17 protein-coding genes are annotated in these 22287 nt (G+C 41.8%); 9 read left to right on the top strand and 8 right to left on the bottom strand.

What is annotated here, in order from left to right:
* Positions 1–445: 445 nt before the first annotated feature.
* Both BW724_RS03960 and BW724_RS03955 read right to left on the bottom strand, forming a co-directional pair.
* Positions 446–1774, bottom strand: a complete 1329-nt coding sequence (locus tag BW724_RS03960) for an amidohydrolase (protein WP_088073798.1) — start codon at positions 1772–1774, stop codon at positions 446–448.
* Between the two features lie 67 nt (positions 1775–1841).
* Positions 1842–2819, bottom strand: a complete 978-nt coding sequence (locus tag BW724_RS03955) for an aromatic ring-hydroxylating oxygenase subunit alpha (RefSeq protein ID WP_088073796.1) — start codon at positions 2817–2819, stop codon at positions 1842–1844.
* 256 nt (positions 2820–3075) lie between these two features.
* On the opposite strand from BW724_RS03955, the gene BW724_RS03950 reads away from it, so the two are divergent.
* Positions 3076–4425 carry a uracil-xanthine permease family protein gene (locus BW724_RS03950; protein ID WP_088073794.1) on the top strand — a complete coding sequence of 450 codons (1350 nt, stop codon included), beginning with the start codon at positions 3076–3078 and terminating at the stop codon, positions 4423–4425.
* A gap of 34 nt (positions 4426–4459) precedes the next feature.
* Here the strand turns inward: BW724_RS03950 and BW724_RS24240 are convergent, their stop codons facing one another.
* On the bottom strand, positions 4460–4594 hold the full coding sequence (locus tag BW724_RS24240; protein ID WP_268876140.1) for a hypothetical protein: 135 nt from the start codon (positions 4592–4594) through the stop codon (positions 4460–4462).
* A 1540-nt stretch (positions 4595–6134) separates the two neighbouring features.
* Here BW724_RS24240 and BW724_RS03945 point away from each other — a divergent pair.
* The 6 genes from BW724_RS03945 (at position 6135) to BW724_RS03920 (ending at position 11274) form a co-directional block, all read left to right on the top strand.
* Complete coding sequence (locus BW724_RS03945) at positions 6135–7028, top strand: ABC transporter ATP-binding protein (protein ID WP_088077667.1); 894 nt, start codon at positions 6135–6137, stop codon at positions 7026–7028.
* A complete protein-coding gene (locus BW724_RS03940) occupies positions 7029–7769 on the top strand; it encodes an ABC transporter permease (protein ID WP_088073793.1) in 741 nt (246 codons plus the stop codon). It abuts the gene before it with no gap.
* Between the two features lie 4 nt (positions 7770–7773).
* Positions 7774–8913 (top strand): sensor histidine kinase, encoded by a 1140-nt coding sequence (locus BW724_RS03935; RefSeq protein WP_088073791.1) that lies wholly within the window; start codon positions 7774–7776, stop codon positions 8911–8913.
* Entirely contained in the window at positions 8910–9512 is a 603-nt protein-coding gene (locus BW724_RS03930; protein WP_088073790.1) for a response regulator transcription factor, read from the top strand. The genes BW724_RS03935 and BW724_RS03930 overlap by 4 nt, the downstream gene beginning before the upstream one ends.
* An 18-nt stretch (positions 9513–9530) precedes the next feature.
* Complete coding sequence (locus tag BW724_RS03925) at positions 9531–10310, top strand: hypothetical protein (protein ID WP_088073788.1); 780 nt, start codon at positions 9531–9533, stop codon at positions 10308–10310.
* Between the two features lie 175 nt (positions 10311–10485).
* Positions 10486–11274, top strand: a complete 789-nt coding sequence (locus BW724_RS03920; protein ID WP_088073786.1) for an ICP22 family protein — start codon at positions 10486–10488, stop codon at positions 11272–11274.
* A 1660-nt stretch (positions 11275–12934) separates the two neighbouring features.
* Here the strand turns inward: BW724_RS03920 and BW724_RS03915 are convergent.
* From BW724_RS03915 to BW724_RS03890, 5 genes are all read right to left on the bottom strand, one after another.
* Entirely contained in the window at positions 12935–13810 is an 876-nt protein-coding gene (locus tag BW724_RS03915) for an IS3 family transposase (protein WP_235849063.1), read from the bottom strand.
* An 11-nt stretch (positions 13811–13821) separates the two neighbouring features.
* Positions 13822–14118: a transposase gene (locus tag BW724_RS03910; protein WP_235848887.1), complete on the bottom strand. Its 297-nt coding sequence runs from the start codon at positions 14116–14118 to the stop codon at positions 13822–13824.
* Between the two features lie 675 nt (positions 14119–14793).
* The gene (locus tag BW724_RS03900; protein ID WP_088073779.1) at positions 14794–16167 is read right to left on the bottom strand and encodes a UDP-N-acetylmuramoyl-tripeptide--D-alanyl-D-alanine ligase; all 1374 of its coding nucleotides are present in this window, start codon (positions 16165–16167) and stop codon (positions 14794–14796) included.
* Positions 16168–16388: 221 nt separating this feature from the next.
* The gene (locus BW724_RS03895; RefSeq protein WP_088073777.1) at positions 16389–17492 is read right to left on the bottom strand and encodes a D-alanine--D-alanine ligase; all 1104 of its coding nucleotides are present in this window, start codon (positions 17490–17492) and stop codon (positions 16389–16391) included.
* A 392-nt stretch (positions 17493–17884) separates the two neighbouring features.
* Positions 17885–18082 carry a hypothetical protein gene (locus tag BW724_RS03890; RefSeq protein ID WP_088073776.1) on the bottom strand — a complete coding sequence of 66 codons (198 nt, stop codon included), beginning with the start codon at positions 18080–18082 and terminating at the stop codon, positions 17885–17887.
* A gap of 466 nt (positions 18083–18548) precedes the next feature.
* Here BW724_RS03890 and BW724_RS03885 point away from each other — a divergent pair, with 466 nt between their 5' ends.
* Entirely contained in the window at positions 18549–20276 is a 1728-nt protein-coding gene (locus BW724_RS03885; RefSeq protein WP_088073774.1) for an ABC transporter ATP-binding protein, read from the top strand.
* On the top strand, positions 20273–22177 hold the full coding sequence (locus BW724_RS03880; protein ID WP_417891418.1) for an ABC transporter ATP-binding protein: 1905 nt from the start codon (positions 20273–20275) through the stop codon (positions 22175–22177). The genes BW724_RS03885 and BW724_RS03880 overlap by 4 nt, the downstream gene beginning before the upstream one ends.
* Positions 22178–22287 lie beyond the last annotated feature (110 nt).

Here is a 22287-nt window from a genome sequence, read left to right as displayed (position 1 = left end):
AAAAGGAATAGTACTATATGGGTGTTTTGTCCAGTTAAAAATTGAAATTGATTACTCGCACATCTTTTGTGATACTTATAGCCTAGTTTTGCGAAAAGAATGTCTATAAATATCAACAAACACGTCATTTTAGCCACTGAAAAATATGATGAAACACCTAGTATATTCGACTCACAAAAAGCCGTCACTTTAATTATTTTCTAGTACATCGTTATCATTCATGCAAATAAACTATTGGTATCTACCAACAAAAACAAATAAAAGCCCTTTGAAGTAGCTTTTAGCTTCAGAGGGCTTATTTGTTTTACTCTATAAAATGGGTTATATATTACGGTTTTGCTATCTTACAATTTTAGATTCAGATACCTTACCTTTTTAATATGAGATTCACACTAAAAGAATCTTCCGTTCTATCCATTAACCTCAAACCAGTAGGACTCTCCTTCTACAACACAATCCCCGCTCTTTCAATAATCTCTCTACCATGCTTTTTCATTTGCTCGATCAGCACGTTTTCATCGATGTGAACAAGCTTGCGACCCTTCATCACCCATTGCCCGTTACACATGGACGATTCCACTCGGCTTGAACTCATACTATATACGAGATTTCCTACAGGATTATGAAGTGGAAGACTTCCGAAGTCGTCAGGATTAACAATGATTAAATCAGCTTTTTTACCAACCTCTAACGACCCTATTTCGTCCTCCCAAAGAAGCGCCTGGGCACCGTTTCTCGTCGCCATTTCTAGCACTTGATAAGCTGGAACCACTTGAGGATCAGCTAACCGCCCTTTGTGGATCAAAGAGGTGAGGTGCATTTCCTGAAACATGTCCATTCTATTGTTGGCTGGTGCACCGTCCGTTCCAATTGCCACGCAAATCCCCTTTTCCAGCATTTCAGGAATCTTTGGAAAACCAAGTACTTTCATTGCTGCACCAGGATTATGGGAAACCTTCACTCCGTGCTCTTGGTATAAATTTAATTCAAGTTCAGACATATACACCGTATGGACCGACAATAAATTTTTTCCCAAGACCCCTAGGTTTCCAAGATGCTCTGCAGTCGTCGCACCACGCGTATCCTTCACTAGTTGGACCTCGTCCTCGATTTCTGCAATATGCATATGTATACCAGCATTGAACTGATCTGCTAGCTTTTTCGTTTCCACGAGCAGTTCGTCTGTTGCGTTAAAAATCGTGCGGATATTAAACCAATAACGAATTCGGCCATCCACTGTATTATTCCACTTATGATAATGGTCAACTTGTTTTTGCAGGCAGACATCTGTCGGCTCTACCCATGAAGCTGGCAATCCTTCCCCAGAATCCATCGTAGATCTGGATAAAATCCCACGTAAACCCGATTCCGTTATAGCTTTAGCCATGGCATCAATCCCGTGCCCTCCAGCTTCCGCAAACGTCGTCACCCCAGAACGAATTAACTCGGCACAGCAAGCTAATGCAGAGACATACACATCTTCCTCCGTCATATTGCTCTCATATGGCCAGATCCGCTCCCGAAGCCACGTCAATAAATCCACGTCGTCAGCGATCCCTCTTCCTAGCTGTTGGTTAAGGTGGACGTGCGTGTTTACAAGCCCCGGCATGACGATTTTACCTTCCGCGTCTATCACTTCCGCTCCAGGATAATCCGCCTCATTGATCTGCCCTATTTCCTTGAGAACGGATCCATCTACGAGAACATCTCCGTGCTCAAAGATTTCCTTATCTGCATTCATTGTTAAGACATAGCCATTTTTAATTAGTTTCATGTTAGGAAGACACCCTTTCTGTTTTGCAAAAACTCGTGTGGAACTGAACTGCTAACCAACCTATTATCTACTCCGTCCCTAAAGTAACACCTAATTTTTTCAAATACTTACGGTACGCAATGCTCATCATGTCGCACTTCAAGGAAAGCTCTACTTGCAAATCAAGAGGCAGATCCTCAGGCTTTTGGTTTTCCACAATCGGCTTATCTTGGGCAAAAATCATATCTTGAAACTCAACTATTTTCTCGTCACTCAATTCATTCTCATAGTTAAATGACATAACGCCATAAGCAATCGACTTACGCTCTGCAACAGGAAGGATCGTCAAAAGAATCGTGAACTTGTTATTCGTATCAGGATCTCTTTTCGTAAAACGAACACTCAACGGACGGTTCACCTCATATGTATAGTAAACGTCCTTCGACTCCCCAGAGCCGTCTGGATCCGGTTGAAAAATCGCGATCTCATCGGAATAAACCCTGTCGTCCTCCCAATGAATATCGTAATCATTAATAACTGGATGCTCCTGCACTCCTAAAAATCCTTCATGGATAAAAGCAAGATGACCTACATCAAGGAAGTTCTCCACGATTCTCGGTGGATTTGCGTTCACTTCTTGTGGTCCCCATAACACATGGCGATAGCTGTCATCTGAAAACTCAGGATAATGGAACAACTCTGGTTCATTATTATTTAAGTTCACCCAAACGAAACCATACGCCTCCTTTGTGGAAAACTTGATTGCCTTTGCTTTCAAAGGAATCTGTCTTCCTTCTGGGAGCTGTGGAATCTTCTTACATGCCCCATCTGAATCATATTCCCAACCATGATAGGCGCATACAAGGTTCCCATCCTTTACACACCCTAATGAGAGAGCAGCCCCTCGGTGAATACATAAATCTTTAAATGCATGAATTCCTTCTTCATTACGGAAGAGCACAACCCTTTCCCCCAAGATTGTCACTTGTAATGGTGCTTCCTTCACATCATCTATCTTACTAGCTACGATCCAATCATTTCGTAACACTTGATCTTCAACTAACATATCTCTCTCCCTTTCAAAAACCTAATTTAACTCTATTCTATGAAGTAATATATAGAAAGTCAACCCAAAAACCGAACGTTCTACGAAATAAAATTAATAAATGTACGCCTTTTGTATTTACACACGTTAACATCTTGTATATAATGCAAAACATGATGTTTTAATTTTTCCAGAGATCGATTCGGAATGATTAGCTCATTACATAAGCTTTCATCTATTATTCTTATTAAAAATTACTTGCAGAGGAGAATTGCACGTGGAACAGAATCAGCAAAAACCGAACAATTTTGTTGGCGTTGACGAAAAGATAAGCTGGGGGAAAGCAACCGTCCTTGGTATGCAGCACGTACTTGCGATGGACTTATACATTGCCCCAATCATTATTGCAGGATTATTAGCAATGGATGCATTAGGTACATCATTTTTTGTACAAATGTGTTTCTTAGCAGCAGGAATTGCAACCCTTATTCAAACCATCTTCGGAATTCGATTACCTGTAGTTCAGGGGCCTTCGTATGTACCGATTGGTGCTTTAGGTGCCATTGGTGGAAACCTCGGTTTAGGAGCCGTATTCGGAAGTCTTATTCCTGGGGCCCTATTGATCGCAATTTTAGGATATCCCCTAAAAGTTTTCGCAAAAGTAGTAAGGAAAATCATTCCTCCACTCGTAGGGGGAACAGTGATCGTCATCGTTGGTATCTCTTTAATGCCAGCTGCCTTCAATAACATTTATAGTGCATCTGGAAACGTCGGACACAACATTCTCATTGCCTTTGTGTCTGCGGCTGTTTTAGTTATTTGTATTCTTCTTGGGCGAAAACAAGAAGGATATGGTACCTTCTTCCGTTTAGTATCCGTTATTCTAGCAATTTTTGTTGGAACAGTTACGGCTTCATTTTTCGGTACACTGGATTTCTCAGCAGTTGGAGAGGCAAAATGGTTCGCTTTACCTGGCTTCTTCCCATTCGGTGCACCAGTATTTGATTTACAAGCAATCTTAATCATGGTCTTCATCTATATGATTATCTTGATTGAAACGACTGGTACTTGGTTCGTGGTGTCTGAAGTTACTGGAAAAGAATTAGATGACAAAAAACTAAATCGTGCTTCTGTTGGGGAAGGTATGGGTTGTTTCGTAGGTTCCTTATTTGGTGGTACACCTGTAACTGGTTATTCCTCAAACGCTGGAATCATCGCCATCACTGGTGTCGCAAGTAGAATGGCAATTATCGCTGCCGGTATTATTCTAGTAGCATTAGGACTCATTCCTAAATTATCTGCACTGATCACAAGCATTCCTTCACCAGTTATTAACGGTATTTTCGGAGTTGTGTGTGTGGCCATTGTTATGAACGGGTTAAAAGTAATCCAACATATCGTCATTGATGACCGAAATATGATCGTCATCGGTATTCCAATCTTACTGACAATCGGTGCAATCATTCTTCCACCAGAAATCTTATATGCTGTTCCTGACTTTGCTAACTATATCCTATCTTCTGGTACGGCAGTCGGCGCCATAGCAGTATTGGTGTTGAATATCATCATACCAAACAGTAAAGAGAAGAAGCCTGATTCAGGAGATGAAAGTCATTTGTCTGCGTAAAAACTGAAGTGTTGAGCTTAGGCTCGCTGTCAATCTAGTCCACATTCTCTGTCGTTGAATGCGGACTAGATTTTGTTTTCTCTTGGTTTCCTCGCCGCATTTTGGGTGAATGCGGACTAGATTCCACGCCCCCTCCAAACCTATGCCGCATTTCCTCAAAATGCGGCATAGATTCCGCCGTCCCTCCAAACCTAGGCCGCAATCTGCAATATCGCGGACTAGATTCCGCGAGTAAAAACGCAAAGCTGTCGATAAGAGCATGGATTCTATTTACCAACAGTTTTGATGTTTGAAAACGCTAATCTGTCGATAAGAGCAAAGATTACCGACTGTTTTGTTGTTTGAAAACGCAAAGCTGTCGATTAGAGCATGGATTAACGGCAGTTTTGATCCTCAAAAACGTAAATCTGTCGATAAGGGCTGGGATTACCGACAGATTTGATCCTCGAAAACGTAAATCTGTCGATTAGAGCTGGGATAACAGACAGATTTGATCCTCGAAAACGCAAATCTGTCGATTAGAGCTGGGATTACCGACAGTTTTGATATTTGAAAATGTAAATCTGTCGATTAGAGCTGGGATTACCGACAGATTTGATGGTTGAAAACGTAAATCTGTCGATTAGAGCATGGATTAACGACAGATTTGATATTTGAAAACGCTAATCTGTCGATTAGAGCATGGATTAACGGCAGTTTTGATGTTTGAAAACGCTAATCTGTCGATAAGAGCATGGATTAACGACAGATTTGATGTTAGAAAATACAAATCTGTCGATTAGAGCATGGATTATCGACTGTTTTGATGGTTGAAAACGCAAAGCTGTCGATTAGAGCATGGATTAACGACAGATTTGATGTTAGAAAATACAAATCTGTCGATTAGAGCATGGATTATCGACTGTTTTGATGGTTGAAAACGCAAAGCTGTCGATTAGAGCAAGGATTACCGACAGTTTTGATGTTTGAAAACGCAAAGCTGTCGATTAGAGCATGGATTATCGACTGTTTTGATGGTTGAAAACGCAAAGCTGTCGATAAGAGCTGGGATTACCGACAGTTTTGATATTTGAAAACGCAAAGCTGTCGATTAGAGCATGGATTATCGACTGTTTTGATGGTTGAAAACGCAAAGCTGTCGATAAGAGCTGGGATTACCGACAGTTTTGATATTTGAAAACGCAAAACTGTCGATAAGAGCAAGGATTAACGGCAGTTTTGATCCTCAAAAACGCTAATCTGTCGATAAGAGCAAGGTTTACCGACAGATTTGATGTTTGAAAACGCAATTCTGTCGATTAAGAGCTGGGATTACCGGCAGTTTTGATCCTCAAAAACGTAAATCTGTCGATAAGGGCTGGGATTACCGGCAGCTTTGATGTAAGATTCCTAGTTTCCTGGCCGCATTCTGCAATATAACAAAATACCCGGACTAATTTTGACTCCCCCACTCCCCTTTTCATGACTAAAGTCATTTTTTTTCATGACTAAATCCACTAACCCACAATCCACCTCCCATTTACACTAAATATAGAGACAAACGGAGGTGGTTGACAATGGAAGCGAAGAAAAGAACGAAGGAAGCAACGATGAACAAACCAAAAACAACAACAACAACAACAACAGAAGCAATGAAAACGATCGAAGCGATGAACAAAACGCAAACAACCGAAGCAATCAAAACGAAAGAACCAAACCAAGAGCTAGTAATGGCAGAGTTAAAGGGCGTTACTAAAGTTTTCAAAGGAAAAAAAGCAGTTGATGATTTGAATTTCTCGATCAGAAAAGGGGAAATCACAGCAATCCTCGGACCTAACGGGGCGGGGAAATCCACGACGATCAAGATGCTACTTGGTTTACTAGAGCCTAGCACAGGGTCAGTCAGGGTATTCAATCAGAAGCCAAAAGAAAAAAAGGTATTGGAACGAATCGGAGCAATGCTGCAGGAAGTGAGCGTTATCGATGCGTTAACAGTGAAGGAAATTCTCCAGTTATTTCGAAGCTATTATCCGAAGCCACTACCCTATGAGGAGCTTGTGACGATTACCGGATTTACCAAAGAAGAATTAAAAAAGCGGGCAGAAAAGTTATCTGCTGGACAAAAACGTCGACTTGCCTTTGCACTTGCTTTGGCAGGTGACCCAGACCTTCTTTTTTTCGATGAACCCACAGTAGGAATGGACGTCACATCTAGGAGCTTGTTTTGGAAAACAATCGATGATTTGAAAGCACGGGGGAAAACAATTATTTTTACAACACACTACTTGCAGGAAGCTGACGACGTGGCAGAACGGATCATACTTTTTCACAACGGAGCAGTCATTGAAGACGGCACTCCTGCTGAAATTAAAAGTAGACTCACCAAAAAAGCAGTGACATTCAAGCACTTTGGCCAAAAGGAAGCTGTCTTCGCCCTTAAAAAGCTACCAATCGTGTCCAAAGTTATCGCAAACGGAGATAGATTCATTGTGGAGACGAGTGATACGGACGCGCTCCTACGAATCCTATTTGAGCGCCAGCTGCCAGTTAAAGAAATCGATATTGAACAAGGACGTCTTGAAGATGCCTTTGAGCGTCTCACTGTCAAAGAGGAGGTTATTTAAATGAATGCCGTTTGGATGCAATGTAAAGCAGAAGCCTTAAGAATATTAAGAAACCCATATTATGTGTTTTGGTCACTCATGATGCCAATTTTATTTTACGTGCTTTTCACTAGAATTTTTAACACAGGAATTGACAATGCCCAGGAATGGCAGGCCCACTATTTAATGTCCATGACCACGTTTAGTGTGATGGGAACTGCGATTATGACACTAGGAATCCGACTTGTTGAGGAACGGTCACAAGGGTGGGCCACATTTATGCGAATCACCCCGTTATCAGACGGTGCTTACTTTTTTGCAAAAATGATGGGTCAAACGGTTATTCATACGTTCTCCATTATTGTGATCTTCGCTGCAGGGGCGATCATTAATGGCGTTTCCCTATCCGTTCAAGCATGGCTCTTCAGCTATCTTTGGATACTCGCTGGATCTTTCACATTTCTCGCCTTAGGGACGTTGATTGGGGCAATGAAAAAAGTGGATACTGCCTCTGGGGTAAGTAATCTTCTTTACATGGTACTGGCTATATCCGGTGGAATGTGGATGCCACTAGATACGATGCCACAGTTCATTCAGAATATCGGGGTCTGGCTCCCTTCCTATAATTTTGGAAATGGCGCATGGCAAATTATCCGTGGCGCAAACCCGGAATGGATGAACTTAATTGTTTTAGCAGGATATCTTGTCGTATTTGTTGTATTATCGAAGTATATCAGGAGTAAACAAGAAGTGGCGGTGTAACTTTATGGCACGTGATCAAAAAAAGAGGTTCGAGATTTTTCCTAGAAGATATGGTTTCTTCCCATACGTTTTCCTTATATACGTAACCATGCCCATATATAATTTGCGTGATGAATCAGGTTGGAAGCTCGTTGTTGGCGGTCTGCTAATCGCCATGTTCCTTGTCACTTACAGGCAGCTTTATTTTTCCTTCGAAACGAAGGCCTTTGTGTACTGGCTCGGTCTTCAGGTTGCGATCATTATGATTCTAGCAACCTTCTATAACATAAACAATATTTTTCTAGGCTTCTTCCCAGCGAACTTTATCGGCTGGTTCCCTAACAAAACCGCGTTCTACAGAGCTCTTGTTTTGTTTGCAGTCGCCTTGCTTATTCCAATTTCGATTCATATCCAATCTTTTGATGGAGCAGGACTTTTCTTTTTCCTTATCTTTTGCTTCATCATGCTCCTTTCTCCCTTTGGCATTCGTTCCATGAACAGCCGTATGGAGTTGGAACAACGGCTAGAAGAAGCAAATGAAAGAATTGAAGAGTTGGTAAAGCGGGAGGAAAGAATGCGGATCGCCCGCGATTTACATGACACGTTGGGCCACACCCTTTCCCTCCTTACCCTAAAGGCCCAGCTAGTTTCTAAATTAACAACAAAGGACGCCGCTCGTGCAAAAACAGAAGCAGCGGAAATGGAACGGACGTGCAGAACTGCCCTCGCCCAAGTTCGAGAGCTTGTTTCCGATATGCGTTCCACCTCTGTGGCAGAGTCCCTCGTGGAATCTGAATCGATCCTTAAGGCTGCAGGAATTTCTTTTGATATTCATGGGGATACGAACCTGGAAAGCCTTCCAAGCGTGACAGAAAATATTCTCAGCCTATGCTTAAAGGAAGCTATCACAAATGTGGTAAGGCATAGTGGTGCAGACCACTGTACCGTCTCCCTTGAAAAAACAGAAGGGGAAGTAACAATTATGGTAGATGACAATGGCGTTGGATTTGAACAATCGGAAGACTTCGGCAATGGCTTATCTGGAATGAAGGAACGTCTCGAATTAATAGATGGTAAAATGACACTACTAGGTGAAAAAGGAACACAACTCATCTTATCTGTACCAATCATCGTACAAGAACGAAAGGAAGGTGCATTGTCATGATTCGTATTTTCATAGCTGAAGATCAGCGAATGCTTCGCGGTGCCCTTGGCTCTCTTTTAGAATTAGAAGACGATATTGATGTAGTGGGTCAGGCTGAAAACGGGAAGGAAGCCTTAGCTGCCATTCTCTCCTTAAAGCCTGACGTCTGCCTCATCGATATCGAAATGCCATACATGTCTGGACTTGAGGTGGCACAAGAATTAAATCGCCAGAATTCAGATTGCAAGATTATCATTTTAACCACCTTCGCCCGCCCAGGTTATTTCGAGCAGGCACTTAAAGCCAACGTCCATGGATATTTACTAAAGGACGGATCCAGTGACGACCTAGCAGAATCTATCCGCAATGTGATGAAGGGAAAACGGGAATTTGCCCACGAACTCATTTTTGGAAGTATCAAAGGGGACAATCCACTCTCAGAACGGGAGCAAGAAGTACTACGACTTGCTGCTACTGGAAAAACCTCGAAGGAAATCTCAAAAGAGTTATACTTATCCGCAGGAACTATTCGAAATTACATGTCAGAAATTATTAATAAGCTGGAAGCCAAGAACCGTATTGAAGCCATTTCCGTTGCTGAAAAAAATGGTTGGATATAGTGATTAGGGGGATATTTTATGTTTGACAGCATGTATAGACAGGATGCATCTTCTTATAACATGATCATCGATATCAAATGGAAATTAGGCAAGATCACCATCGATGGAATAGATACAAGAAAAGTTGGTCCAACGTATAACTTATTAAACAACAGACTGACGATAAACGGAAAAAACCATACTTTCCCTACAACCGATGCTTTTTTAAAGTACTATTTAGATCAATTGTTATTGAGACAGCTATACCATCTCATAAATGGAATTATCGATGAAAAAATAGAGAACGACGGGAAACTATATCAGTTATTACAAATGATCTCCTCCCTCGAACCGATCAGTGTATTTGGGTGGTACAACCATTTAACATCTTTGCGAAAACAAGAGTGGGAAATCAGAAAACAATACGCTTTTGAGCGTGGGTGGGACATTCCTGAGTTTTTTCAATACAGAGAAGAAACTACATTCATCCCGTCTGTCCTCAAAGAATCGACTATTATTCTTAGTGACAGAGACTTTCTCTCGATGATGTCGAAACTAGCAATCATTGAAACAGACAACGCAAACAACCTCTCGTTAACAGAGCGCGGAAGACGAGCCTTGAATGCCTTAGATAAGATGAGAAAACAAAGAGAGCTAGACCGTCAACCAAAGTCCGCGAATTTAACACGAGTGGACATTACCTGTTACAAATGTGGTACATTCATCGAAACCGTTTATGCAAAAACGAAGGAAAATGCTCACAAAACCTGCGTCAATTGTAAAGCCAACAACTTTAAAGAGGCAGGATTAATTAAATAACACGAGAGGTTTCGGTTACGTTTCTGCGTTGTGAAGTTCCAACTGTTTTAATTCACACTCCGTGAAGTCAATCTTCTATTCAAAACAACAGCATAGCATTTTTACAAAAAACGCAGTCACGCACTTCCTCCTAATTACATATAGTAGTTAGCATGATTATTAAAGGAGGAAACAAATGAAAAAGGGCATAATTGCGTTCATGTTGATGGTTGGCTTAGTTGCTGCAATGCTAATTGGGTGTTCCTCAGACGACAGTGAGAGTAGTCAAGGAGATGGTTCGGAAAACGAAGTGGAGGAATCCACTAACGATGGAACTGATGAAACTAGTGTTGAAGAAAATCACTCAGAAGAAAATGACCAAGAGTCGGAAATCAATGGTGATATAGAGTCAGAGGAATCTAAAGAGGACGAGGTTTTAGACGAAGAAGTTATCGAAGAAGAAGATGATGTAATTGAAGATACTGGCACAGAGGAAGACACTAGTTCTGAAGACACTGACTCATCGAAAACAGAGGATGGGAACGATCAAGCCAATGGCGAAGATGATGCAGGTAATGAAGGTGTAGATAGTACAGAGAAAGAAGCTGCTGTTCTCGAGGTTGTGGATAGCTATTATACTCACTTGCAGGAGGACGAGTTTGCAGAGTCCATTTCCTTCATGTATCCTGATTACTTAACCTATATAGGGATTACGGAACGTGATTACATTAACATGTACATGGATCACAAAACCCTCTATGACTGGTCAATTGAGGAATATTCCATTCGTTCTATTGATAAAGTCAGTCTTGAAGTCCAAGTTCCTGAAGCAGTCGAACCACTTATCACAACAAGCGAAACATATATTGTGATTGTCGATATAAGAACTAAGATGGATAACGAAACTTCCGGTGTCGTGGACGACGTCATCATTTCACTGACTGACGATGGAGAATGGCAAATATTCGGGATCGTTTCCTACTAAAAATAAGGTGGGGCTGTAAGTATCGGTATTGTATTTGACCCTCTTAAAATAAGGTGAATGGAATATATTCGGTAAAGTGGGGTTCCTCTTAAAATAAGGGTAATGGTATATATTCGGTAAAGTGGGGTTCCTCTTAAAATAAGGGTAATGGTATATATTTGGTTTTGGTTCCTACAAGGCGGATAACTTGGTCCATTTGATTTGTACTTAACTAATTTGGTTTTTGGTGTTTCAATCGATTTGAGGCTTTTAAGTTACCTTTTTAGATTGCTTAATAAATGGGTTCGGGCAATTAAAACTGTTTAATTGCCTTTTTTCTGTGCCTCACTATGACTATGAGGAGTTAAGTCTAGTTTGTTTTACCTTTATCACGTTCGCTCATCGGCTTCGGGCAATTAAGACCCATTTATTTTACCTTTACCTGGTCCGATCACCGACTTCGGGCAATTAAACTCGATTTATTCGGGCAATTAAACTCGATTTATTTTACCTTTACTAGGACCGATCACCGGCTTCGGGCAATTAAAACCATTTTATTTTACCTTTACCTGGTCCGATCACCGGCTTCGGGCAATTAAAACCATTTTATTTTACCTTTACAAGGTTCACTCATCTGCTTCGGGTAATTAAAGCCCATTTATTTTACCTTTACCTGGTCCGATCACCGGCTTCGGGCTATTAAAACCATTTTATTTTACCTTTACAAGGTTCACTCATCTGCTTCGGGCAATTAAACTCGATTTATTTTACCTTTACTAGGACCGATCACCAGCTTCGGGCAATTAAAACCATTTTATTTTACCTTTACAAGGTCCACTCATCTGCTTCGGGTAATTAAAGCCCATTTATTTTACCTTTACCTGGTCCGATCACCGGCTTCGGGCTATTAAAACCATTTTATTTTACCTTTACAAGGTTCACTCATCTGCTTCGGGCAATTAAACTCGATTTATTTTACCTTTACAAGGTCCACTCATCTGCTTCGGGCAATTAAAACCAATTTATTTTACCTTTACCTGGTCCGATCACCGGCTTCGGGCAATTAGTACCGTGATAACTTCCCGAAGGAACTGGGAATCTAGCGCTTCAGCTACTATTTCTTATTAATAGTGCCCGAAGCACTCGTCCCTATAAGGTTTCGGGCACTAATGAGCGGGGATAGTGCCCGAAGCGCAACTCCTAATAAGGATTCGGGCACTAAGGTGCGGGGATAGTGCCCGGAGCGCTCATCCCAATAAGGTTTCGGGCACTAAGGTGCGGGGATAGTGACCGAAGCGCTCGTCCCATTAAGGTTTCGGGCACTAATGAGTAGAGATAGTGACCGGAGCACTCATCCCAATAAGGGTTCGGGCACTAATGAGCGGGGATAGTGCCCGAAGCGCAAGTCCCATTAAGGTTTCGGGCACTATTGAGCGGTGATAGTGCCCGGAGCACTCATCCCAATAAGGTTTCGGGCACTAATGTACTGGGATAGTGCCCGGAGCGCAAGTCCCATTAAGGTTTCGGGCACTAATGAGCGGGGATATGGACTTATGTCAAGAAAGTAGAGTCCCTTTTTCTCTGGAAAACAGTCAGTAATCCTTGTCTAATGCTAGTGTATTTCAACTTTTAAGTCCTTGTAAAATTTGGTTATTCATAGTTTGTCATCTTACTGTCCGACTTATGACGCTTTTAATTGCTGGCCTGCGAGAAAATTAAATTCGTATTGATCTGGGCTTACATACCCTAAAGTTGAATGCCTACGGCGCTTGTTGTAACGTGCACTTATGTAATAATTAACAGCCTTCATCGCCTCTGCTTTTGTGTTGAAGCGTCTTCTGTAAATCAATTCTTTCTTGATTGTGGCATGAAAAGATTCAATACAAGCATTATCGTAAGGGTTTCCTTTGCGACTCATACTAATCTGGCAGCCTTCTTCCTTTAGGAGATCTATATATTCCTTCGAACAATATTGAGACCCCCTATCTGAATGATGAATTAGCTTTTCTGACGGCGACCTGTTAACCAGAGCCATCTTTAAAGCAGTACTACACAATTCTACACGCATGTGGTCAGCCATATACCAACCCACAATTTTACGTGAGAAGAGGTCCATGACCGTCGCTAAATAAACCCAGCCTTGTACTGTGCGGATGTAAGTTATATCAGTAACCCATAACCTGTCTGGTTCATCGACAGTAAAATTTCGTTTGACTAAGTCTGTATATAACGGCAATTCGTGATTAGAGTCTGTTGTCACGACATACGCTTGTTCCTGGGTTGCTTTTAATCCCATTTCTTTCATCAAGCGTGCAACTGTCTTCTGAGAAACCGTATATCCCCATTCAATGAGGTCAGCGTGGATACGTGGACTACCGTATGTTCCAAAGCTCTCATGAAACGATTTATTGATCTTTTGACATAGCTCTTGCCTATAAATCTCTTTCTCAGTGGGACCCTGTCGTTGACGCCCCACCCACTTGTAATAACCACTAACTGAAACCTTTAATACCTTGCACATCTTCACAACCGTATGTTCATCACGATGCGTATCTATGAATTGATACTTTATTCTTGGTTTCGCGTGAAGATGTGCATTGCCTTTTTTAAGATTTCGTTCTCCTCTTCTTTCTCACGAAGCTGCTTTTCATACTCAGCTTTTATCTTTTTAAGTTCCTTCGGTGTAACATACTCTTCTCCTTCTGATTTGCTTCTTAACTCTTCACGAGCCTCCCTTACCCACCGCGATACAGACTTTGGCGAGATCTCAAGTTCATAAGCCAATTCTGTTGTTTTTCGTCCTTCCTCTAACACTAACTTGACTACATATTCTTTATATTCTTGTGAATAACGTTTCTGAGACACTGGGCCACATCCCTCTCCTATTAGTTAATTTAATTATAGACTGTGTCCCATTACTAAGTCTCTACTTTTTAGACTAACTCAAGATAGTGCCCGAAGCGCAACTCCTAATAAGGTTTCGGGCACTAAGGTGCGGGGATAGTGCCCGGAGCGCAAGTCCCATTATGGTTTCGGGCACTAAGGTGCGGGGATAGTGCCCGAAGCGCAACTCCCATTAAGGTTTCGGTCACTATTGAGCGGGGATAGTGCCCGGAGCGCAAGTCCCATTATGGTTTCGGGCACTAAGGTGCGGGGATAGTGCCCGGAGCGCAAGTCCCATTATGGTTTCGGGCACTAATGAGTGGGGATAGTGCCCGGAGCGCTCATCCCATTATGGTTTCGGGAACTAATGACGGGGATAGTGCCCGGAGCGACTCCCTCCCGAGCGCTTCGGGTTCTATTTCAAGCAAAGTATCTTCTAATAAAACTGAGGCTGCCCAAAAGTGACATTTGGGCAGCCTCAGCAAACTAATTAAGCTCTTTATCTTATATCTATACACAAACCATGTTTCACATTCTACATACTTCAATCCTCAATCCTCAATCCACATCCCACAATTCCAAATCCAACCCTCAACTCGCAATTCACCAGCTATTCACAAGCTCCCCCCTAGAATTCCCAGAAAAAACCTGCCCTCATTAGATCATCAACGCATTGACAACCTCTTCTAGCTTCATGCCTCGAGAGCCTTTGACTAGCACAATGTCCCCTTCAGCCACAACAGATTTCAACTTATCAATCAATTCCTGTTTGTCCGTATATGCTAGAACATGCTCTTCAGAAAAAATCTCCCTAGCACCTTCTGCAATTTTCAGACCAAGTTCCCCGTAAGTAAATACATAGCTGATTTTTTCAGGATCAATCCCTTTTCCTACTTCAAAATGGAAGATGTCCTCATTTTCACCAAGCTCCAGCATGTCACCAAGCACGACTATTTTTTTCCCATAATCCTTAAGGTCTTGAAGCAATTCAATTGCCGCACGCATGGAAGTTGGGCTCGCGTTATACGCATCATTAATAACCGCTACCCCGTTTTTCCCTTGAAGAAGCTCCGTTCGCATTCCCGTAATCTTAATGGATTCAAGACCTTTCTTAATGTTTTCCACCGACACGGTGAATTGCTGTGCTACTGCAATCGCGGATAAAGCATTATTAATATTGTGCTTGCCGAGTACTGGAATGAAAAACTCCGTACCGTTTGCTTCATTAATTTTAAAATAAGTACCATCGCTTTTCTGAACGATCTCCTTAGGATAATAATCATTAGTATCGGAGCTCCCGAACGTGATCACATTAAAAGGACTGTCCACAACTTTTTCCGTAAGTAAAGGCTCATTCCCATGGATCACAAATGCACCGCCTTCCTTGAGGCCAGTTGTGATTTCAAACTTCGCTTCAGAAATCCCCTCGCGCGACCCTAAATCCTGGAGGTGCGACTCACCGATATTCGTGATGATGGCCGCATCTGGCTTTGCAATGTTGGATAAAAGCTCAATTTCGCCTCTTCCACTCATGCCCATTTCTAACACAGCCACTTCCGTATCTTCCTCAAGGCTCAAGATAGTTAACGGGAGCCCAATGTGGTTGTTGTAATTACCTTCCGTTTTTTGCACCTTAAAGGCCGTTCCTAACACGGAGGTCACCATGTCCTTCGTCGTTGTTTTCCCGTTACTGCCTGTGATTCCAACCACTTTTGCTGGAATACTGGCAAGATACTTTTTTGACAACTCTTGTAGTGCCAACAATGTATCCTCAACAAGAATCAATGGCACATTATCAGGTGGATTCGGCTGATTTTTTCCCCAAAGAGCTCCTGTAGCTCCAGATGAGATAGCACTCTCCACGAAATCATGTCCATTGAAATTCTCCCCTACAATTGGAATGTAGAGATTTCCTGGCTTGATCGTTCGCGTATCGGTGGAAACACCTACAACTTCCGCATCTGCAACGACTGGACCAACAACCTCTCCATTTACCCACGCAGCTATATCTGTTAACTTGCGTTTTATCATCTATATCGCTCCTTTAAAATACCCAGTAATAACAGTTTATGTGGAAAAAACATATTCAAGTCAAAAACTCCCATGGTTGTGGTTTGATCCTTCACCATTCTAGACCCTGTTAACGGATTTTCCACGTACTGATTTCTCACCTATCTATGTAACTAACCTACCTAAAAGGAGGCTGACCCTTCATCTACATGTCAGAGTCAACCTCATTACTATTGTTATGCTTAAAATGTATATTTAATCTTCTGTTTTTCCTCATGACGCTCGACACCTAACGCCACTAGCTTTTCAATTAGCTGAGAATAAGGCACTCCTGACTCTTCCCATAGCATTGGGAACATGCTAAATGGGGTAAAGCCTGGCATGGTATTCACTTCATTCATGAGAACTTCACTGTCTTTTGTCAAAAAGAAGTCGGCGCGAACGAGACCAGAGCAATCAAGGGCCTTAAAGGATTGGATTGCTACGCGCTTAATTTCTTCGTACTCAGCATCTGTGATATCAGCTGGAATAACAAGGCCAGTATCCCCGTCCTCATATTTCGCCTTATAATCATAGAAATCTGTCTTCGGCACAATTTCCCCAACAACAGAGCATTGCGGATCTTCATTACCTAGTACTGCGATTTCCACTTCACGCCCGTCAATTCCTTCTTCAATGATAATTTTACGATCATATTCAAATGCTTCCTCAAATGCTTTTACCAAGCTTTCGCGGTCTTTCGCTTTACTGATTCCGACACTTGAGCCTAAGTTCGCTGGCTTTACAAAACAAGGGTAGCCAAGCTTTTCTTCGACATTTTTATAAGCCGATTCCGCATCTTTTTCCCATTCACTGCGAATGTACCATACGTACTTTGCCTGCTTGATACCAGCCTGGGCATAAATGTTTTTCATCATCACTTTATCCATTCCTGCAGCAGACGCAAGCACGCCGTTCCCCACATACGGAATGTTCATTAGTTCTAATAAACCTTGAACGGTACCATCTTCCCCATTCGGTCCGTGGAGCAATGGGAAAACCACGTCCATTTTTTCTTGAGATTGCTGACTTTTCTCAACACTACCACTTGGTACTGGAAAAATCTCAGTATTCAATGCAACAGGAGAGATCGTTGCTCCGTCTTCTTTTAATTGAAGCTGTTTGACATCTTCAACTGGTCCTTGAAGCTGGGCGCCACGCACCCACTCGCCGTTTTCCGTAATATATATTGGATGAATTTCATATTTCGATAAGTCTAATGCTTTTATAACTGCCTTCGCTGTTTGTAATGACACTTTATGTTCGGCAGATTTCCCACCATATAATAATCCAAGTTTAATTTTCATATTCAACCTCCACATCCATTTTCCCTTATTATTGTAACACTATCACCCATAATTTAAATAATATTTTTTCTCAGCTTTCTTGCCGCCAGAACTCACCGCTTGCCTCGCTTGTGCAAGGAGCAAGGAGTAAGGAGCAAGAGCAATTGCCTATACTTCATTACTGTATGTAGGAGCTCTTTTATTTGGGCATGTTTAGGATAAATTTTTTCCAAAGCCTATTGGTAGGCTTCTAGATGTCAACCGTTGGGTGCCCTTTGCCACTTGAAAATGTAAAGAAAAGGACAAATCCCCTATTTAGAAGGATTTGCCCAACACAAAACGGCCTTATCATTGGCACTTCAAACGCTAGACAACAAGCGCTAGAGCAAGTACATGACAAAGCCGCATCAAAACTACCAATTGTCCTCCCCGACACTATTTAAAATTTGAAAAACCTCCACCTTTCTTTTCGTTCCTTTCACATTGTGAAGATCATAAATAATGAAATTCCCCTTCCTCGCCGCTTCAAGAGACTGTTTCCGTACTCTCCTAATACACAATTCATTGTCGTCCACAACAAATACCATCTCCGTACCCTTCCCTTTTTCCACGACACTCTCCTTCTTTCTTCCATGGTGAATTTGTTTGTGCCGAAACTTGCTGAACAGGAATATTAGAGACAAGTTCTATAGAATTAAAAATATGGATGCGCTTTTAGAAAACTAGATGTGGGTTTATTCAGTAGGTTTATACATAGTTTGTAAGTTCGTATATCCTTGAGGATGAAGTAGGATAAAAACAAGTAGTGTGCATGTACCACAAGTTAGTTAGTCACGATAACCATTTCATATTTATTATACTCCTTTCGACATCATCAGTCACGAACTGTATTATAACAATTGATATTCCCTTATATTTGTATTATATAAGAAACTATATTACATAAATAAAAAAGTTCTTCATTCAAGCTCTACCGACACACCCAAATACTAGTAAAAATGTCGAAATACCAGTAATATTAAATATAGTGTTTCATCAAACTAACGAAGAAAATTAGATTAGGTGTGTGATTCGTATATGCTGAGTATTCTCAAGTATTTAAAGCCATACAAACTACAAGTATCTTTAATTATTGTCTTGACCTTAATTGGAACCCTATTGGAGCTTTACTTACCTACCTTGATGGCAGATGTGGTTGATATCGGGATTGTAAATAACGACATTCCTTACATACTACGAACTGGACTTTGGATGCTCGTTTGTGCCATTTTTGCAATTGGTCTAACTGTCCTTGTTAACTTCTTTGCCTCCCGAGTGGCCATGGGATTTGGGAAGGACGTGCGACGCAAACTATTTGTGAATGTGGAGAATTTTTCACTTCAAGAGTTTGAAAAAATTGGACCTGCCTCCCTTATCACACGCTCTACTAATGATGTGAAGCAGATCCAAGACGTCTTAAACATGATGCTTCGAATGATGACAAGGGCTCCATTAATGCTACTTGGTGGTATTATTTTAGCCGTATCAAGGGATCAAACGTTATCTCTCATTTTTATCGTTGCACTCCCTGTACTTGCACTAACCATTTATCTAATCAGTAGAAAAGCAATTCCCCTTTTTGGTGAGTTGCAAAAAAAGACGGATCGCCTCAATCTTTTGCTCCGGGAATCCTTAATAGGAACACGCGTCGTTCGCGCATTTAACCGAGTGGAGTTTGAGAAGAAACGTTTTAACCAAGCAAACGAAGAATTTCGCGACACTGGAATACGAGTAAATAAAATTATTTCGTTCCTGTTCCCATCCATGATGATCATTATGAATTTCACCAACATCGCCATTGTTTGGTTTGGCGCCATACGAATTGATGCAGGTGCGATGCAAGTTGGTAATCTGATGGCATTCCTGCAATATTCCATGATGATATTGATGTCCCTAATCATGCTCAGCTTTGCATTTATCATGATTCCACGTGCCCAAGCTTCCGCAAAACGGGTAAACGAAGTGTTGCTGATTGATCCAGACATTAAGGATCCTGAGCAAGCGAAGGCTGAAACAGGTGCCCATGCCGAAGTGGAATTTAAGAATGTCACCTTCCGATATGCTGGTGCAGAAAAGGCTGCGGTAGAAGACATCTCTTTCCTGGCCAAACCTGGAGAAACGACTGCTATTATTGGTAGTACAGGTGCGGGAAAAACCTCATTGGTGCAATTAATCCCGAGGTTTTATGATATCGAATCTGGAAGTATTTTAGTGAACGGCATCGATATACGTGAAATGAAACAACATACACTTCGGGAAAAAATCGGCTACGTCCCGCAGAAGGCTTCCCTTTTCAGTGGTACCATTGCTGAAAACGTGCGTTTTGGGGCTAAGGACGCAACTGATCAAGAGGTCATGGACGCCCTTCAAACGGCCCAAGCAATAGATTTTGTGAACGAAAAAGAAGATGGTATTAATACGTACATCGAACAAGCTGGCTCTAATTTAAGTGGTGGACAGAAACAACGTCTTGCGATCGCCCGCGCCCTTGTTCGCAAGCCTGAAATCTATATTTTTGACGATAGCTTCTCCGCATTAGACTACAAGACGGACGCGAAGCTACGCAGTGCATTAAAAGAGGAAACTGGTAACTCAACCATTATTCTTGTAGCACAGCGTGTGAATACTGTCATGGACGCTGACAGAATTATTGTCTTAAACGAAGGTAAGCTCGCAGGTATTGGTACCCATGAAGAATTACTAAAGGATAATACCATTTATCAAGAAATTGTAGAATCTCAAAGAACGGAGGGGGAGAGCGCATGACGGCTAATAATCATGATCAAGACAAGCATGAGAATCAAGCAAATGCCGACAGTTCGAGCAAAAAGCGTCGACGTGGCTTCGGTCGCAAGCAGCCCCAAGGCGGACCTCCCCCAGGTAGTGGCGGGCATATGATGATGCCAGGTCAAAAGCCTAAGGAATTCAAAAAGACTTTCAAGCGATTAGTATCTTATTTAAAGCCGAGAAAGGTTGCCCTAATTTTCGTTACCGTAGCGGCCATTTTTGCCACCTTTTTCAACGTCATCAGTCCGAAGGTTTTAGGGGACGCCACCTCTTCTCTCTTTGAAAGCTTTACACAAGGAGTTGGGGTAGATTTCTCTTATCTTGGCAATCTATTGTTGATCCTTATATTCCTTTATGCTTTTTCATCACTATTTGCATTTTTACAGCAGTATATCATGGCTGGGGTTGCCCAGAGAACAATTGCCGAGATGCGACAAGAAGTGAATGAAAAACTAACACGAATGCCAATTAGTTATTTTGATAAACATTCCCATGGAGACATTTTAAGCCGTGCCGTCAACGACATTGATAACATCAATAACTCCTTACAGCAGGCACTAACACAGGTGATTACATCTGTTATCACTGTCATCGGAATAATCATTATGATGCTATTCATCAGCCCATTGTTAACGCTCGTTGTAGCTATAACGATTCCCCTAAGTGTTATCGTGGTTCGTACAATCGCTACTTTTTCCCAAAAGTACTTTAAAAGTCAGCAAGAAGAATTGGGAATGATTAACGGACACATCGAGGAAATGTATACAGGGCATCAAGTCGTCAAAGCCTTCGGTCATGAAGATGAGGCCATCGAGGAATTTGATGAAATTAACGAGCGGCTTTATAAAGCTGGTTGGAAAGCGCAATTCATATCAGGGATAATGATGCCGATGATGACCTTTATTGGTCACCTTGGCTATATATTTGTAAGTATTGCTGGTGGTTTACTTGTACTCAACGGAAGTATTCGAATTGGTGATGTTCAAGCCTTTATTCAATACTCTCAACAGCTTTCCCAGCCAATGGTTCAAGTTGCAAGTGTCGCGAATATGATTCAAACAGCCCTTGCTTCAGCTGAACGTATTTTCAATCTTTTAGATGAAAAGGAAGAGCCGCGAGAAACACCTGCAGATATAAATCTGGACGCATTGCGTGGTGACGTTTCCTTCGACCATGTGCAGTTTGGATATGAGGAAGGTTCCCCAATCATTCATAACTTGAAAGTTGAAGCAAAGGACGGTCAAACCATTGCTATTGTAGGGCCTACTGGTGCTGGAAAAACAACGATTATCAACTTGCTCATGAGGTTTTATGAGGTCAATAAAGGCAGTATCTCCATTGATGGGGTAAAACTCACGAACCTGTCACGGGAGCAAGTCCGTAGTATGTTTGCCATGGTATTGCAAGATACGTGGCTGTTTAACGGTACGATCCGCGACAATATTGGTTATGGTCGTGAAGGGGTAACAAATGAGGAAATCGTTGCTGCCGCTCGTAGCGCCTATGCAGATGATTTTATCCGAACTTTGCCTGATGGCTATGATACCGTGTTAAGTGAGGACGCAACAAATATTTCTCAGGGACAACGCCAGCTAATTACGATTGCTCGTGCGTTAATCTCTGATCCAAAAATCTTAATCCTAGATGAAGCAACAAGTAGCGTGGATACGCGGACGGAGATGAATGTACAGAAGGCGATGAATGAGCTAATGAAGGGACGCACAAGCTTTGTTATCGCCCACCGCCTATCAACAATTAAAGATGCTGACTTAATACTAGTCATGAATAAAGGGGATATCATTGAAAAAGGATCCCACCATGAGTTACTGGAGCAAGACGGTTTCTATGCTGATTTGTATTACAGCCAGTTTGGTGCCTAAACCGTTACCCCCCTCGTTAGCTGGTAATCGACCGTTTTAACGAACCACCAAAAATGAAGCATGCTCAAACGACTAATTTAGTTATTTTTCCGCAGAAGTCTAATCAACTG

Source organism: Litchfieldia alkalitelluris (genome assembly GCF_002153425.1).
Lineage (GTDB): Bacteria > Bacillota > Bacilli > Bacillales > Salisediminibacteriaceae > Evansella > Evansella alkalicola.
This window is presented reverse-complemented; position numbering and strand designations above follow the sequence as displayed.